This is a genomic window from Yeosuana sp. (assembly GCF_057126245.1).
In genome coordinates, this window is record NZ_DBNGMQ010000081.1 from 39826 (window position 1) to 54248 (window position 14423).

The window sequence follows — 14423 nt, forward strand, 5'->3', positions numbered from 1 at the left end:
ATGCACGAACAACTTAATGTAGCTCTTATCCAAACAAATTTAGTTTGGGAAAATCCTAAGAAAAATAGAAAACATCTAAAAGAAAAAATAGATAGTATCTCGCAATCAGTAGATGTTTTTATTCTTCCAGAAATGTTTTCTACTGGTTTTACAATGAATGCTAAAGATGTTGCTGAAACAATGGATGGTAAAACGGTTACTTGGATGAAAAGGCGAGCCTTAAAAACCGATGCTGCTATTGTTGGAAGTCTTATTATTTCTGAAGGTGATAAATATTATAACCGCTTGCTTTTTGTAGAACCTTCTGGGGATATTCAGACATATGATAAACGGCATACGTTTACCTTGGTTGGCGAAGATAAAGTATATGCAGCTGGTATTAAGAAATTAATAGTTGATTATAAAGGTTGGAAAATCTGTCCCTTAGTTTGTTATGATTTACGTTTTCCTGTTTGGGCAAGAAATACGGAGGATTATGATGTTTTAATTTATGTTGCTAATTGGCCAAAGCCAAGAATATTGGCATGGGACGCTTTATTAAAAGCCAGAGCGATAGAAAATATGTGTTATTGTATAGGTGTTAACCGTATTGGTTTAGATGAGGACCAAAATGAATACTCAGGTAATTCAGCCGTTTATAACGTGTTGGGAAATTCGATTTCTACAATAAAGCCAAATACGGAAGAGGTTGAGGTAATTACCTTAGAGAAAAAGCATATTGACTTTTACAGAAATAAGCTGAAGTTTTTATACGATAAGGACGACTTTACTCTTCTCACTTAAAAACAAGAGTTTCTGGATAGCCCCAATCAGCACGAATTTCTATTTCTTTAAAATGACTAATAAGTTCTGGTTGTATTTTTTTTAGATAATTGCCTGTGTCATATTTTTTATTGCCGTTAGCATCAAAAACGGTTCTAATAAAATATTTTCCGGGTGTTAAATTTAAAAAATCCAGGGGTTCTTTTTTTGTAGTATATTGTTCATATTTAACCTCTTCTTTTGAATCAGTTAATTGCACAATAAGAGGATATTTTGCGTTTACTAATGTGAATCTGGCATACCCAAAATCTGATTCTTTTTTTGTTCTTAATTTATAATTAAGGGTGTCATTTTTATTATCGAAAAAATCAAAAAAGCCTTCAGGTAATATTTGAATATTATAACTGTTTTCTGGTGTTTTTTTAAAACTAAACTCATAGCTATTATTGATTGTATCAAGAGAAGACGTGTAATCAACAAACGTAGAATCTTTGTCCATAATGGTCATTTTTGACGCATCAAATGATTTAAAAGGAATACTTCCTTTAATTTTAAAAACGTCGTCATATCCAATTGATCCAGACGGTGAACCTTCAATAGTTAAGGAGTCACGTTCTAAGTCTCTCAACTTAACGGTATATTCTTTTTCAAATTCAAGATGGGATACTTTAAATATTAACGAGTCAACTTCAAGTTTTGGTTTATACCAGTAGTAAAGAGAGTCGGCTTTTTCGTCTTTAGTTATTCTGTGTTCTAAAGTCTCTGGAGTTTCAGAAAGTAATTCAATGCTCGTATTTTCGTAACTACCTTCGTAACCAAATGCAATTTTTTGGCCCGCTATTAATTTAGGTCTCGACGCTTTAAAATCTAGTTCTTCACTAAACAACTTTAAATCATATAATGTGTCTGTTGGAACTTTTATAAACGTTTTATGAAACCCAATCTTATCACTTTTTTGCTGAAATTTATTATCGCCATTTTCGTCTTTAAGCGCATAAAGCATGTAGGTGCCTTCTTTTAAGTTTTCAATTGAAAACGTACTTAAACTGTCTAAGGTATTAGTAACATATTTTGGATTTTCTTTATATATAATGGAATCATTATAAGTAGAGTCAACTTCATATAAGCCAACAGAAACAAAGGTGTCGGGTTTTCTTTTTAAGGCATCAAAAATTTGGCCATTAACCGTTAGTGAATCTATATAGTCTCCAGTAGAAAAAACATATCTGTAATATGGAAACAGGTTACCTTCATTATTATCCGAAATACTATTTCCAAAATTAAAAGCGTACGTGGTTTTGTGTTGAAGGGTATCAAATATTTTAATGGTTATATACTTACTAGCACCACCTAAAGGCATGATTTCAGGCAGTGTTTTCATTGGTGGAGAGATAATCAGCTGTTTTTGAATATCTTTAATTTTTATATATTCATCAAAATAAATTTTAATTTCTTTAGTGTTAAAATTTGTTGAATAGTTCTCAGGTTCAGAACTTACAATACTTGGTGGCGTGATATCCTTTTCTCCTCCCTGTGGTGTTCCTTTATTAGCACAATTAATAAAAATAAGACTTATAAAGACTATAAAAATATAATTTGAAAGCGTTTTATTCATGTGTAAATAATAAATGTTTTTTAATTGTCACATGTAACATTTTAATAATCATTTTTAGTGTTTTAAAAATTCTTAATTACAGATGTTTCATCACCAACATAAAATTTAAGCAAACCTACATAATTTTACAAATATAACGACAAACTGATTACGCAATTGCCATAGATGCCACACTTATTTTAATATTTTCTGCTTGATTTAAAATGGTGATGCAAGCTTCCATGGTTGCTCCAGTAGTAATTAAGTCATCAACCAAAAGAATATGTTTATTGGCGATAGTATTTTTGTTTTGAAGCGTAAATAATTCGTTATTATCATTCCATCTTGCCAGACGTTTTTTGAGTACTTGTGATTCTGTGTTGGTTTCTTTTAAAAGCACTTGATCTATATAAGGAACATTTAAAGCCGCAGCAATTTGTTGTCCAAATTTACTGACTTGATTATACCCTCTTTTTTTAAGTTTCTTTTTATGAAGCGGAACCGGAATTACGACATCAATATCTTCATAGGCTTGCACCGTTTTTAATTCACCACCTAACCAATCTCCCAAAAAAACACCAATTTTTTCTTGCCCTTTGTATTTTAAGCCATGAATAAGTTGTTGAACCATGCCTTTTTTTTCAAACCGTAATAATGCCGTGGCATGTTCTATCTTAACACGACCATAAAACACTTTTAAAACCGTATCGTCATCATTAAAATGAAAGTTAGTTACAGGTAAATTATTTCTGCAATCGGTGCATATATCTTGCTCATTATCGTTCAATAAGTCATGGCACGCATAACATACTTTAGGGAAGAATAGATTAATAACAGACTGTAACATTTAAAAGCAGATATGAACTTTTGTAAACTTAAATAAAAAATAAAAGAATTGAATACTTATTTTTCAACAAACAAGCTATTTGTTTGAAGCGGTTTTATATTTTTGCACCATGGCAAATCAAGACGATCAATTTAAGAAGGTAATTTCGCATGCAAAGGAGTACGGTTACGTATTTCAAAGTAGCGAAATATATGACGGTTTAAGCGCAGTTTATGACTACGCACAAAACGGCGCAGAATTAAAGAAAAATATCCGTGATTACTGGTGGAAAGCGATGGTGCAGATGAATGAAAATATAGTAGGTATTGACGCCGCTATATTTATGCATCCAACCACGTGGAAAGCATCAGGACATGTTGATGCGTTTAATGACCCTTTAATTGATAATAAAGATTCCAAAAAACGCTATAGAGCCGATGTGTTGATTGAAGACTATTGCGCTAAAATAGAGGCTAAAATAGATAAAGAAGTTGCTAAAGCAGAAAAACGTTTTGGCGACGCCTTTAATAAAGAAGAGTTTGTGTCTACTAATGGCCGTGTTTTAGGGTATCAGGAAAAAATAAACACAACACTTTTGCGGATGGCAAAATCTTTAGAAAATGAAGATTTGGCGGATGTTAAAGCACTTATTGAAGAATTAGAAATTGCGGATCCGTTAACGGGAAGTAGAAACTGGACTGACGTAAAACAGTTCAATTTAATGTTTGGAACCAAACTAGGTGCTTCCGCTGAAAACGCGATGGATTTATACTTAAGGCCAGAAACAGCACAGGGTATTTTTGTTAACTTTTTAAATGTACAGAAAACAAGCCGTTTAAAAATTCCGTTTGGTATTGCTCAAACGGGAAAAGCGTTTAGAAATGAGATTGTCGCAAGACAATTTATTTTTAGAATGCGTGAGTTTGAACAAATGGAAATGCAATTTTTTATTAAACCGGGCACACAGGCAGAATGGTACGAGCATTGGAAAGCAACCCGAATGAAATGGCATTTAAGTTTAGGAATGGGCGCTGAGAATTACCGTTTTCATGATCATGAAAAATTAGCACATTATGCCGATGCGGCGGCTGATATTGAATTTAAATTCCCATTTGGATTTAAAGAATTGGAAGGCATTCACTCACGAACCGATTTTGATTTAAGTCAGCACGAAAAATTCTCAGGCAAGAAACTACAATATTTTGACCCTGAAGAAAACAAAAGTTTTGTGCCGTATGTGTTAGAAACATCAATAGGTTTAGACCGCATGTTTTTAGCCGTATTTTCAAATTCTTTAGTTGAAGAGGAATTAGAAAACGGGACCACACGAACGGTCTTAAAATTACCAAGTGTATTGGCACCGGTAAAAGCAGCTATTTTACCATTGGTTAAAAAGGATGGTTTGCCAGAAGTAGCCAGAAAAATTGTAGACGAATTAAAATGGGATTTTAATGTGATTTATGATGAAAAAGATGCTGTTGGAAGACGTTACAGACGACAAGATGCCAACGGCACACCATTTTGTATTACGGTTGATCATGATACTTTAGAAGATAATACGGTCACAATTCGCCACAGAGATACTATGAAACAAGAACGTGTTAATATTGGTGATTTAAGAGATTTAATTAAGAAGGAAGTCGATGTACGTTCTTGGTTGATGAAAATGTAATTAATTTTTGTGAAAGCAAGAATCTTATTAAAACAAAACCCCAAGCCTTGGCTTGGGGTTTTGTTTTAGATACTAATTTGTCTATCGATTTGTTGATCAAGAGAAATAAAAGTTTCCGTTCTTGAAACGCCTGAAATAGACTGTATTTCTTTATTGAGTAAATGCATTAAATGCTCATTGTCTTTACAAAGTATTTTTATAAACACACTCCAATTTCCTGTAGTGTAATGGCATTCTAAAACTTCGGGTATTTTTTTTAGTTGTTTTACAGCTTCAGGGTTACTCATGGCCTTGTCTAAATATATACCTATAAAAGCCATGGTGGTATAACCTAAAACTTTTGGATTGATTACAAATTTGGACCCTGCAATTAATTTTGATTTTTCAAGCTTTCTTAATCGTTGGTGAATAGCGGCTCCTGAAATCCCTACGTTTCTTGCAATTTCAAGAATGGGTGTTCTGGCATCTTCCATAAGTGCGCGAAGTATTTTTTTATCAATACCATCTATGTGTACATTCTGATTTGAAATCTTCATTACTTATAATGTTTTAAATAAAAACATAAAAGTAGTAAAAGGATTTTAATTTGAAACTAAATGTCGCGTTAAGGATTACTCATGTATTCTATTTTAAATTTTTGAATTCGTGAGTACTCCGTATTTGAGCAAGTTGTGTAAGCTCTTTTTATGTTTTGAGCATAAAAAAGCGAGTTGCGAAAGCCTGACCCGATTTGGGAACGCCTAAAAATTAAATATTGAGTGGATTATAACCAAGATAAGGCACTTCTTTTTCTTTAAACGAGATACCTGAAGCTGCAAGTTCTTTTAAAATAGGTTGATAGACTTCTTTTGTAATAGGAATTTGAACGCCAGGCGTGGTAATTTTGCCATTTAAAATAGCAAGCGTAGCAATAGCTACGGGTAAGCCTACTGTTTTTGCCATAGCCGTATAAGTCTGATCGTCGCCTAGTGTGACCATAGTGGCATCTATTTGATGATTTTTACCATCAAGTTCATAGCCAAATTTATGGTACATGACTATCATATCTCTATCATCTTTATCAAGCGTCCAGCTATCCATCAGTATTTTTTGCAGGATTTGGGCTGGTGTTGCCTTTTTAAGTTCTACCATTTTTTTAGAATTGAATATATCGAGTTCCAGTAGCTTGTCCCAAACGATATCATCTTGATCAATTTTTAAGGTATGTCTTAATTTTAATTCTACAGAATCTGATGGGCTATAGGGTAAAAAGGCATTTACGAAATCTCTATAACTCATGTTTTCACTATCCTCGATAGTATAGCTATCGTCTGTCATACCTAGCATCACAAATATATTCCATGCACGACTAAACCCAACACGCCTCATGGTACCGCGATATAAAGTTTTAATGGCGTTTAAACCATAAACATGTTGATATTTTAGGGAGTCACGGTTAGCGTAGACTTCAAATCTGCCATAATCATCAACATCTAAAAACTCGGTTCTTCTAAATAATCTGTGATACGGAATGTATTTATAGGTGCCTTCTTGTAGAAATTTGGCCGCACCGCCTTGACCTGCAACCACAACATTTCTTGGGTTCCAGGTAAACTTATAATTCCAAAGATTATTGTCACTTTCAGGAGCGACTAGGCCGCCGGTGAATGATTCAAACAAAATCATTTTCCCTCCTTTATCTCTAATGCTATCAATTACTTGCATAGCACTCATGTGGTCAATCCCAGGATCAACACCTATTTCATTCATGAATATCAATCCTTTTTCAACAACATCATCATTGAGTGCTTCCATTTCTGGACTTATATAAGAGGCGGTAACCATATTTTTCCCAAATTCAATACAATCTTTGGCCACATCAATATGTAAACGCGCTGGTAGCATGGAAATAATTATATCAGCATTTTTAATAGCCTCGCTTCTAGATTGTATATCATAAATATCTAGTATAATTGCTTTTGCGCGATTGTTATTATTAATGAGTTTAATAGCATGGCTAATATTGATGTCACCTATAGTTATAAATAAATTTTCAGTTTCTGATTTATCTAATAAATATTTTATTAAATAAGAGGTAGATTTTCCTGAACCAATAACTAAAATGTTTCGCATACTGAGTTTTGTTAAGTAATTTTGTTGTGACTAATGTAATAAATACAAAAGGTTTTATAAACTCAAATTCACTATAAATATGAACAAAACAATTTTAATTTTAGCATCAATTTTAGGTTTTACAGCCATTGTTTTAGGAGCATTTGGAGCACATGGATTGAAGGATTTAATATCTGAAGAATCGATACAAACGTTTGAAACTGGCGTGCGTTATCAAATGTATCATGCACTATTACTACTTTTTGTTGGAACTACTACGTTTGTTACAGCGAAAATTAAAAAGCTAATATTTTATTTTGTTTTAATAGGATGGTTTCTTTTTTCTGGATCTATTTATGGGTTAGCAACTAATTTGTTAACAAATTTTGATTTTAAAACCATTGCATTTGTAACTCCTATAGGTGGTTTATGTCTTATAGTTTCTTGGTTTTTTCTATTTATGAATTTCGTAAAAATAAAAGCTAAAAATTAATATATTTATGATATAACATAAAAATATTGTTTTATTTTTGCTGAATAATCATTTTTATTGAAAATTATGGCAAGCTACAACCCAATTACGAAAACGATTGCGTTAGAACAATATGGCATTAAAAATGCTAAAATAAGGTATCAACTTTCATCAAAAGAACTTCACCACATAACCATTGAAAAGGGTCAAGGTGTTGAAGCATCTTCAGGAGCTTTGGCTGTGAACACAGGAGAGTTTACTGGCAGATCTCCTTTAGACAGATTTATTGTTAAAGATGACAATACAAAGGACGACATCTGGTGGGGAAATATTAATATCCCGTTTGCTCCAGATTCCTTTGAAAGCCTATATAATAAGGTAGTGGATTATCTTTCTAGTAAAGAGGTTTTTGTTAGAGATTGTTACGCCTGTGCAGACGATGATTACAAGCTTAATATAAGGGTGATTAATGAATACGCCTGGAGTAACCAATTTGCTTATAATATGTTTCTTCGTCCAACAGAAGAAGAATTAAAAGCGTTTAATCCAGAATGGATAGTTGTTAATGCACCTGGTTTTAAGGCTATTCCAGAAATTGATGGAACCCGTCAGCATAATTTTGCCATTTTAAATTTTACAAAAAAGATTGCGTTAATAGGAGGTACTGGTTATACAGGAGAAATTAAGAAAGGCATTTTTTCAGCTTTAAACTTTATTTTGCCAGTATACAAAAAGACGTTACCAATGCATTGTAGTGCCAATATTGGTAAAGATGGCGATACAGCTATTTTCTTTGGTCTTTCTGGAACTGGAAAAACAACGCTGTCTACAGATCCAAATAGAAGTTTAATTGGTGACGATGAGCATGGTTGGACAAGGGAAAACACCGTATTTAATTTTGAAGGTGGTTGTTATGCCAAAGTCATTAATTTGTCCGCTGAAAACGAACCAGAGATTTTTGATGCTATTAAATCTGGCGCCATTTTAGAAAATGTGATACTAGATACTGATGGGCATGTTGATTTTGCAGATACTACCATCACTCAAAATACAAGAGTAAGTTATCCTATTAATCATATTGAAAACATTCAAGTACCCTCAATAGGGAAAAACCCAAAAAATATTTTCTTTTTAACGGCTGACGCCTTTGGCGTTTTACCTCCAATTTCAAAACTGACACCTAGTCAGGCAGCCTATCATTTTATTTCTGGTTATACGGCTAAAGTTGCAGGAACTGAAGCAGGTGTTATAGAACCTCAACCGTCTTTTTCAGCTTGCTTTGGAGCACCTTTTATGCCGTTACATCCAGCTAAATATGCTGAAATGTTAAGTAAAAAAATGAAAGAAGCTGGTGTTAATGTCTGGTTGGTTAATACGGGATGGACCGGTGGTCCTTACGGTGTTGGAACACGAATGAAATTAAAATATACGCGTGCCATGATTAATGCAGTTTTAAATGGTGATTTAGGCTTGTATACTTATGATGATTATCATATTCATTCTGTTTTTGGGGTTGCTCAACCTAGACAATGTCCTGGTGTGCCAACAAAAGTATTAAGTCCTAGAGCCACTTGGAATAATGATAATGCCTATTATAAAACAGCGTTTAAATTAACGAATGCTTTTAGGGAAAACTTTAAAAAATTTGAGTCGTTTGCCAGCGAAGAAATACGAAGAGGTGGACCACAACGGTACGCATTTTAATGATAAAAAAAGAGCGACTTTTAAGTCGCTCTTTTTAATTTATAAAGGAGTTAATTATTTTCTTTTATTAACTTTATCAATATATTTTTGTAAAGCCATTGTCATTGACGGTGTTTCTTTAGTAGGGGCTGCAATATCTACACGAAGTCCTTTTTCTTCTACAGCTTTAATCGTTGTATTTCCAAATACGGCAATGAGCGTATCGTTTTGCTTAAAATCTGGAAAATTATGGAATAAAGATTCAATACCTGACGGGCTAAAAAATACTAAAACATCATAATACACATTAGCTAAGTCTGTAAGATCACTAATCACCGTTTTGTAAAACGTTGCAAGTTTCCAATCAACACTTAAAGAATTCATTGTTTCTGCCACTTCAGGTTTTACCTTATCAGTGCATGGTAATAAAAACTTTTCGTCTTTATATTTTTTGATTAAAGGAGAAAGTTCAGAAAAAGATCGTTTACCAACATAAATTTTACGTTTTCTATAGACTACGTATTTTTGTAAATAATAAGCTACTGCTTCAGATTGGCAGAAGTATTTCATAGAATCAGGTACTTTAAAACGCATTTCGTCTGCAACTCTAAAATAATGATCAACAGCATTTCTACTTGTTAAAATAATAGCCGTATAGTTATTTAAATCTACTTTTTGCTGTCTAATTTCTTTTGCAGAAACACCTTCTACATGAATAAAAGGTCTAAAATCAATTTTTACCTTTTGCTTTTCTTGAAGATCAAAATAAGGAGAATTTTCTATTTTAGGCTCTGGTTGTGATACTAAGATTGTTTTCACTTTCATTGGGCACAAGTAATTTTGTATTAATTATGAAATAAAAACCTCATATAATATAATATAAGGCGCAATTTCAAGAGCGCAAAGATACAAAATAAAATAAAATAAATTTTCTTTTATTAAACTTTGATTTGTTTTAATTGTAGTAATTAGTCCAATAATGTTTATTAAAAGAATTATAATGAAAATTATAATCAAGATTGTAATTGTCGGCTTAAAACTAAATATAAAAAGTAAGTTTATCGGTACTAGTATAAGACCTAAAAAATTTTTATAACTTATTTTTTGAAAAAGGTATTGGTCAATTAATTGGTCTATTTCAAAAAGACTTCCTAATAAGCGTTCTAAAAGTACTTTTATCAAAATAATAGCCCCAATACCAAAGGTTAATTTAAATAACGTGTCAATAGAAGGTTCTAATATGGGGCTATTATGGTTTAGGCATATGAAACCAAAAGTACCAGCTGATAAAATTAAATTTGCAAAAAGTAAAGCATCAAATTTGTCAAAGAATTTTTGTTCTCTAGCATATATTTTAAGATATTTCGAATTTCCTAAAACAAAAACAAAATCATTAAATCGTTTAGGAGAAAAAGCTTTTGCAGCAGCAACAAACGTAATTCCAACAACAATTAGAATAGTAAACAATTCGTACGAAGGGATGTTTCTAAGCATGGTATAAAATTATTATAAATTATAACATCCTATCCAAATTATTAATTAATATTTAAAAAAAAGTATCTTCTAAATAATGTACATTTGCTAAAAAATATACAGTTTTCATGATTTTAAGGCTTTTATAAACGCCTATTTAAAGAATATTAGAAATAGGAATCTCTATGAAAAATGCGGTTGTAATTATACCAACATATAATGAAATTGAAAATATTGAAGCAATTATAAAAGCGGTATTTTCACAATCTAAAGATATAAATATTCTTGTTGTAGATGACAATTCACCTGATTTAACAGCGTTAAAAGTAAAGGAGTTGCAACATGAGTTTGAGGGTAGATTGTTTTTAGAGTTGAGGAAAGAAAAATTTGGCTTAGGAACAGCTTATATTCATGGGTTTAAATGGGCTTTGAAACATGCGTATCAATTTATTTTTGAAATGGATGCTGATTTTTCTCATGACCCCAAAGACCTCATCAAATTATATGAAACATGTCATACTCAAGGTGCAGATGTAGCTATTGGTTCAAGATACATTACCGGTGTTAATGTGGTTAATTGGCCTTTAAATAGGGTGTTAATGTCTTATATGGCTTCTGTTTATGTAAGAATGATTACGGGCATGAAAATACACGACACTACCGCTGGTTTTGTTTGTTACAAAAGAAAAGTTTTAGAAACCATAGATTTAAATAAAATTAAATTTATAGGCTATGCGTTTCAAATAGAAATGAAATTTAAAGCATATCTTAACAAGTTTAATATAGTTGAAATTCCAGTAATATTTACGGACAGAACAAAAGGAGAATCTAAATTAAGTTCTGGCATAATTTCTGAAGCTATTTTTGGAGTTTTTTCAATGAAAATTAAAAGTATTTTTAAAAAGTAGTAGGGATTATGAAATTAAAAACAATACTAATAAAAAACGTAAATATCGTAAATGAGGGTGCCGTATTTAGTGGGGATTTATTAATAGAAGGTGAGTATATAAAAGAGATTAGTGAATCAATTAGCGCTAAATCATCCGATGTGCATGTTATTGATGCCGAAGGTAAGTTTTTGTTACCTGGTGTTATTGACGATCAAGTGCATTTTAGAGAACCAGGATTAACTCATAAAGCAACTATTGAGTCAGAATCAAGGGCAGCCATTGCAGGTGGCATAACTTCTTTTATAGAAATGCCTAATACTAATCCACAAACTACTACGATTGAAGAATTAGATAAAAAGTTCGAGATAGCTTCAAAAACGTCTTATGCTAACTATTCTTTTATGTTTGGTGGTACTAATGATAATTTAGAAGAAATTTTAAAAGTAGATGCTACACAGGTGGCTGGTTTAAAACTGTTTCTTGGTTCTTCAACTGGGAATATGCTGGTAGACGATCCAAAGGTTTTAGAGAAGATTTTCAAAAGCACTAATTTGTTAATTTCGGTGCATTGTGAAGATGAAAATACTATAAAAGCAAATCTGGAGACTTACTTAAAAAAGTATGGTGAAGATATCCCTATGCAATGTCATCCTGAGATACGTAGTGAAGAAGCCTGTTATTTATCGTCTTCAAGTGCCATTGAATTAGCAAAAAAAACAGGAGCAAGATTACATGTGTTTCATTTATCAACCGGAAAAGAAACTAATTTATTCAGTAATAAAATTCCGTTAAAAGATAAAAAAATAACAGCCGAGGTTTGTGTTCATCACTTATGGTTTACAGATGAAGATTACGACAAAAAAGGGACCTTAATTAAATGGAATCCAGCGGTGAAATCAAAAAAGGATAAAGACCAATTATGGAAGGCATTATTAGACGATAGAATTGATGTAATAGCTACAGACCATGCACCACATACTTTAGAAGAAAAGAAAAACGTTTACACGAAAGCGCCCTCTGGTGGGCCATTGGTTCAACATGCCTTACCAGCTATGTTAGAAATGTTTCATAAAGGAAAAATTTCCATTGAAAAAGTGGTCGATAAAATGTGTCACAATCCAGCTATTTTATTTCAAATTGAAAAAAGAGGTTTTATTAAGCAAGGTTATTATGCAGATTTTGTTTTGGTAGATTTAAATAATCCATATACCGTACAAAAAGATAATATTTTGTATAAATGTGGATGGTCTCCATTTGAAGGTACTACATTTAAATCTAGAATAACGCATACGTTTATTAATGGGAATTTAGCTTTTGAGAATTTTAAATTCCATAATTTTAAATCGGCAAAACGATTAACTTTTACAAGATAATGTTTAAACAAATCATCGTATCTCTATGTGTGGGTTTGTTAATGGTTTCATGTTATACCTTTAATAAACCAAAAAAGCCAAATCATTTAATTTCAAAAAAGGAAATGATTAATATTATTATCGATTTGAGATTAATGGCTTCTGCAAACGGATCAAACCAAAGATTATTACAGAACCGCAACATATATTCTGATGATTATATTTATAAGAAATATAATATTGATAGCTCAACTTTTGCTTTGAATAATAGTTATTACGCCTATTATGTAGAAGAGTATAATGACATATATACTAAGGTTAAAGACAGTTTAGATATATTGAAAAAAGGCCTAGAAGACCTAGTAAAAAAAGAAGAAGAAGAAAAAAGGAAAACAGATTCTATTAATAGAATTAGAAGGAAAGACTCTTTAAGGCTAAAAAGAAAAAATGATTCTATCAAGTTAAGGCAAGGGATTGATACTATTTTCAGGGAAAAAGTTAATAAAATTGAACCTAAACTAATTAAACCTGCTTCAGATAAAGGCGACCAATCTTAATGATACTATGGTTTACAAGCTTGAACTCATAGTTTAAATGAGATTTTATTTTGATATTGCTATATGATTTTTTAGTAGACAAGGTTTTTACTAAATGTTTTGTTAGTTGTCTGCGTTTGCCAGTTAGTTTGTGTGTTAACCAATCTAATCTCCAACCTACTTGTAATAACCATTGCGGAGCCATTTTTTCTGGAGGAGGAGCTTGAACTGATTTTGCCATTTTCTTCAAAAACTTTTTGTAACTCCAGCATTCTGAAACTAAGATAAAACGCTCATTTTTAATATCACTTTTTATTAAGGTTATCATTATTGAAACCACATCTTCAACATCAACAAGTCCAATAGATCCCGACGTAAAATGCTTAAGACCATTATGAGCTTTTTTAAATAAGTTTCCGCTGCCATAACGCCAAATACCAGCACCCAAAATAACACTCGGGTTAACTATAACCATATCTAATCCTTCTTGAGAAGCTCGCCAAACTTCCATTTCTGCGCCATACTTGGTGATGGCGTAAACATTGTTACTAGCTTCAGGGTTCCATTCACTTTCTTCGGTTAATACTTCTGTGTCGTTTGGTGTCCCTATTGTAGCAATGGAACTAACATAACACATTTTTTTAATTTTATTAGCAATGCTAAGGTTAACCATATTGGCAGTTCCTTCAATATTGGTTTTTCGTAAAAGGTGGTATTTATCAGGTTCAAACGACACAAAAGCGGCACAATGATATACATAAGAAATACCAGAAAAAGCTTCGGTTAAAGACGGAACATCCAAAATATCTGCTTGCACCCATTCAATAGACTCAAATAGAGATGTGTAATTATCTGTATAGCAAGAGAACACGTTTTTTATATTCTCTAGTTTATGTTCACTTCTATATATAGCTCTTACTTTTTCACCATTACTTATTAATTTATATAATAAATGTGAACCAACTAAACCTGTACTACCTGTTACTAAAATCATATAACGAATGTAAAGAATTATTCAGAATTCATCAGTAATTATACATTGATTTTTATCTTTGCGCTAGATTACCAAAAA

General features: G+C 32.0%; 14 protein-coding genes. 7 read left to right on the top strand and 7 right to left on the bottom strand.

Annotation, left to right across the window (positions count from 1 at the left end; genetic code table 11):
* Positions 1 to 783, top strand: coding sequence for an amidohydrolase (locus tag AC15TD_RS11045; RefSeq protein ID WP_484452206.1), 783 nt, complete (start codon positions 1 to 3; stop codon positions 781 to 783).
* Here AC15TD_RS11045 and AC15TD_RS11050 read toward each other — a convergent pair.
* Positions 776 to 2377, bottom strand: coding sequence for an Ig-like domain-containing domain (locus tag AC15TD_RS11050; protein ID WP_484452207.1), 1602 nt, complete (start codon positions 2375 to 2377; stop codon positions 776 to 778). The genes AC15TD_RS11045 and AC15TD_RS11050 overlap by 8 nt on opposite strands.
* Positions 2378 to 2525: 148 nt before the next feature.
* The gene (locus AC15TD_RS11055; protein WP_484452208.1) at positions 2526 to 3203 is read right to left on the bottom strand and encodes a ComF family protein; all 678 of its coding nucleotides are present in this window, start codon (positions 3201 to 3203) and stop codon (positions 2526 to 2528) included.
* A gap of 109 nt (positions 3204 to 3312) precedes the next feature.
* Between AC15TD_RS11055 and AC15TD_RS11060 the strand changes: the two genes are divergently transcribed.
* Complete coding sequence (locus AC15TD_RS11060; protein WP_484452209.1) at positions 3313 to 4854, top strand: glycine--tRNA ligase; 1542 nt, start codon at positions 3313 to 3315, stop codon at positions 4852 to 4854.
* A 65-nt stretch (positions 4855 to 4919) separates the two neighbouring features.
* Here the strand turns inward: AC15TD_RS11060 and AC15TD_RS11065 are convergent, their stop codons facing one another.
* Positions 4920 to 5390, bottom strand: a complete 471-nt coding sequence (locus AC15TD_RS11065; protein ID WP_484452210.1) for an Lrp/AsnC ligand binding domain-containing protein — start codon at positions 5388 to 5390, stop codon at positions 4920 to 4922.
* 211 nt (positions 5391 to 5601) lie between these two features.
* Entirely contained in the window at positions 5602 to 6966 is a 1365-nt protein-coding gene (locus AC15TD_RS11070) for a saccharopine dehydrogenase family protein (protein WP_484452211.1), read from the bottom strand.
* Positions 6967 to 7045: 79 nt separating this feature from the next.
* Between AC15TD_RS11070 and AC15TD_RS11075 the strand changes: the two genes are divergently transcribed.
* A complete protein-coding gene (locus tag AC15TD_RS11075; protein ID WP_484452212.1) occupies positions 7046 to 7438 on the top strand; it encodes a DUF423 domain-containing protein in 393 nt (130 codons plus the stop codon).
* 66 nt (positions 7439 to 7504) lie between these two features.
* Positions 7505 to 9121, top strand: coding sequence for a phosphoenolpyruvate carboxykinase (ATP) (pckA, locus tag AC15TD_RS11080; RefSeq protein ID WP_484452213.1), 1617 nt, complete (start codon positions 7505 to 7507; stop codon positions 9119 to 9121).
* Positions 9122 to 9175: 54 nt separating this feature from the next.
* Here the strand turns inward: pckA and AC15TD_RS11085 are convergent, their stop codons facing one another.
* Entirely contained in the window at positions 9176 to 9925 is a 750-nt protein-coding gene (locus AC15TD_RS11085) for a uroporphyrinogen-III synthase (protein ID WP_484452214.1), read from the bottom strand.
* A gap of 24 nt (positions 9926 to 9949) precedes the next feature.
* Complete coding sequence (locus tag AC15TD_RS11090; RefSeq protein ID WP_484452215.1) at positions 9950 to 10594, bottom strand: DUF4271 domain-containing protein; 645 nt, start codon at positions 10592 to 10594, stop codon at positions 9950 to 9952.
* Between the two features lie 164 nt (positions 10595 to 10758).
* On the opposite strand from AC15TD_RS11090, the gene AC15TD_RS11095 reads away from it, so the two are divergent.
* The 3 genes from AC15TD_RS11095 to AC15TD_RS11105 are packed head-to-tail and all read left to right on the top strand — an operon-like array spanning position 10759 to position 13372.
* The gene (locus tag AC15TD_RS11095) at positions 10759 to 11481 is read left to right on the top strand and encodes a polyprenol monophosphomannose synthase (RefSeq protein WP_484452216.1); all 723 of its coding nucleotides are present in this window, start codon (positions 10759 to 10761) and stop codon (positions 11479 to 11481) included.
* Between the two features lie 8 nt (positions 11482 to 11489).
* Positions 11490 to 12836 carry a dihydroorotase gene (locus AC15TD_RS11100; protein ID WP_484452217.1) on the top strand — a complete coding sequence of 449 codons (1347 nt, stop codon included), beginning with the start codon at positions 11490 to 11492 and terminating at the stop codon, positions 12834 to 12836.
* Positions 12836 to 13372, top strand: coding sequence for a DUF4296 domain-containing protein (locus AC15TD_RS11105; protein ID WP_484452218.1), 537 nt, complete (start codon positions 12836 to 12838; stop codon positions 13370 to 13372). The genes AC15TD_RS11100 and AC15TD_RS11105 overlap by 1 nt, the downstream gene beginning before the upstream one ends.
* Here the strand turns inward: AC15TD_RS11105 and AC15TD_RS11110 are convergent.
* Positions 13338 to 14345 (bottom strand): NAD-dependent epimerase/dehydratase family protein, encoded by a 1008-nt coding sequence (locus tag AC15TD_RS11110; RefSeq protein WP_484452219.1) that lies wholly within the window; start codon positions 14343 to 14345, stop codon positions 13338 to 13340. The two genes, AC15TD_RS11105 and AC15TD_RS11110, sit on opposite strands and share 35 nt — an antisense overlap.
* Positions 14346 to 14423: the final 78 nt, after the last annotated feature.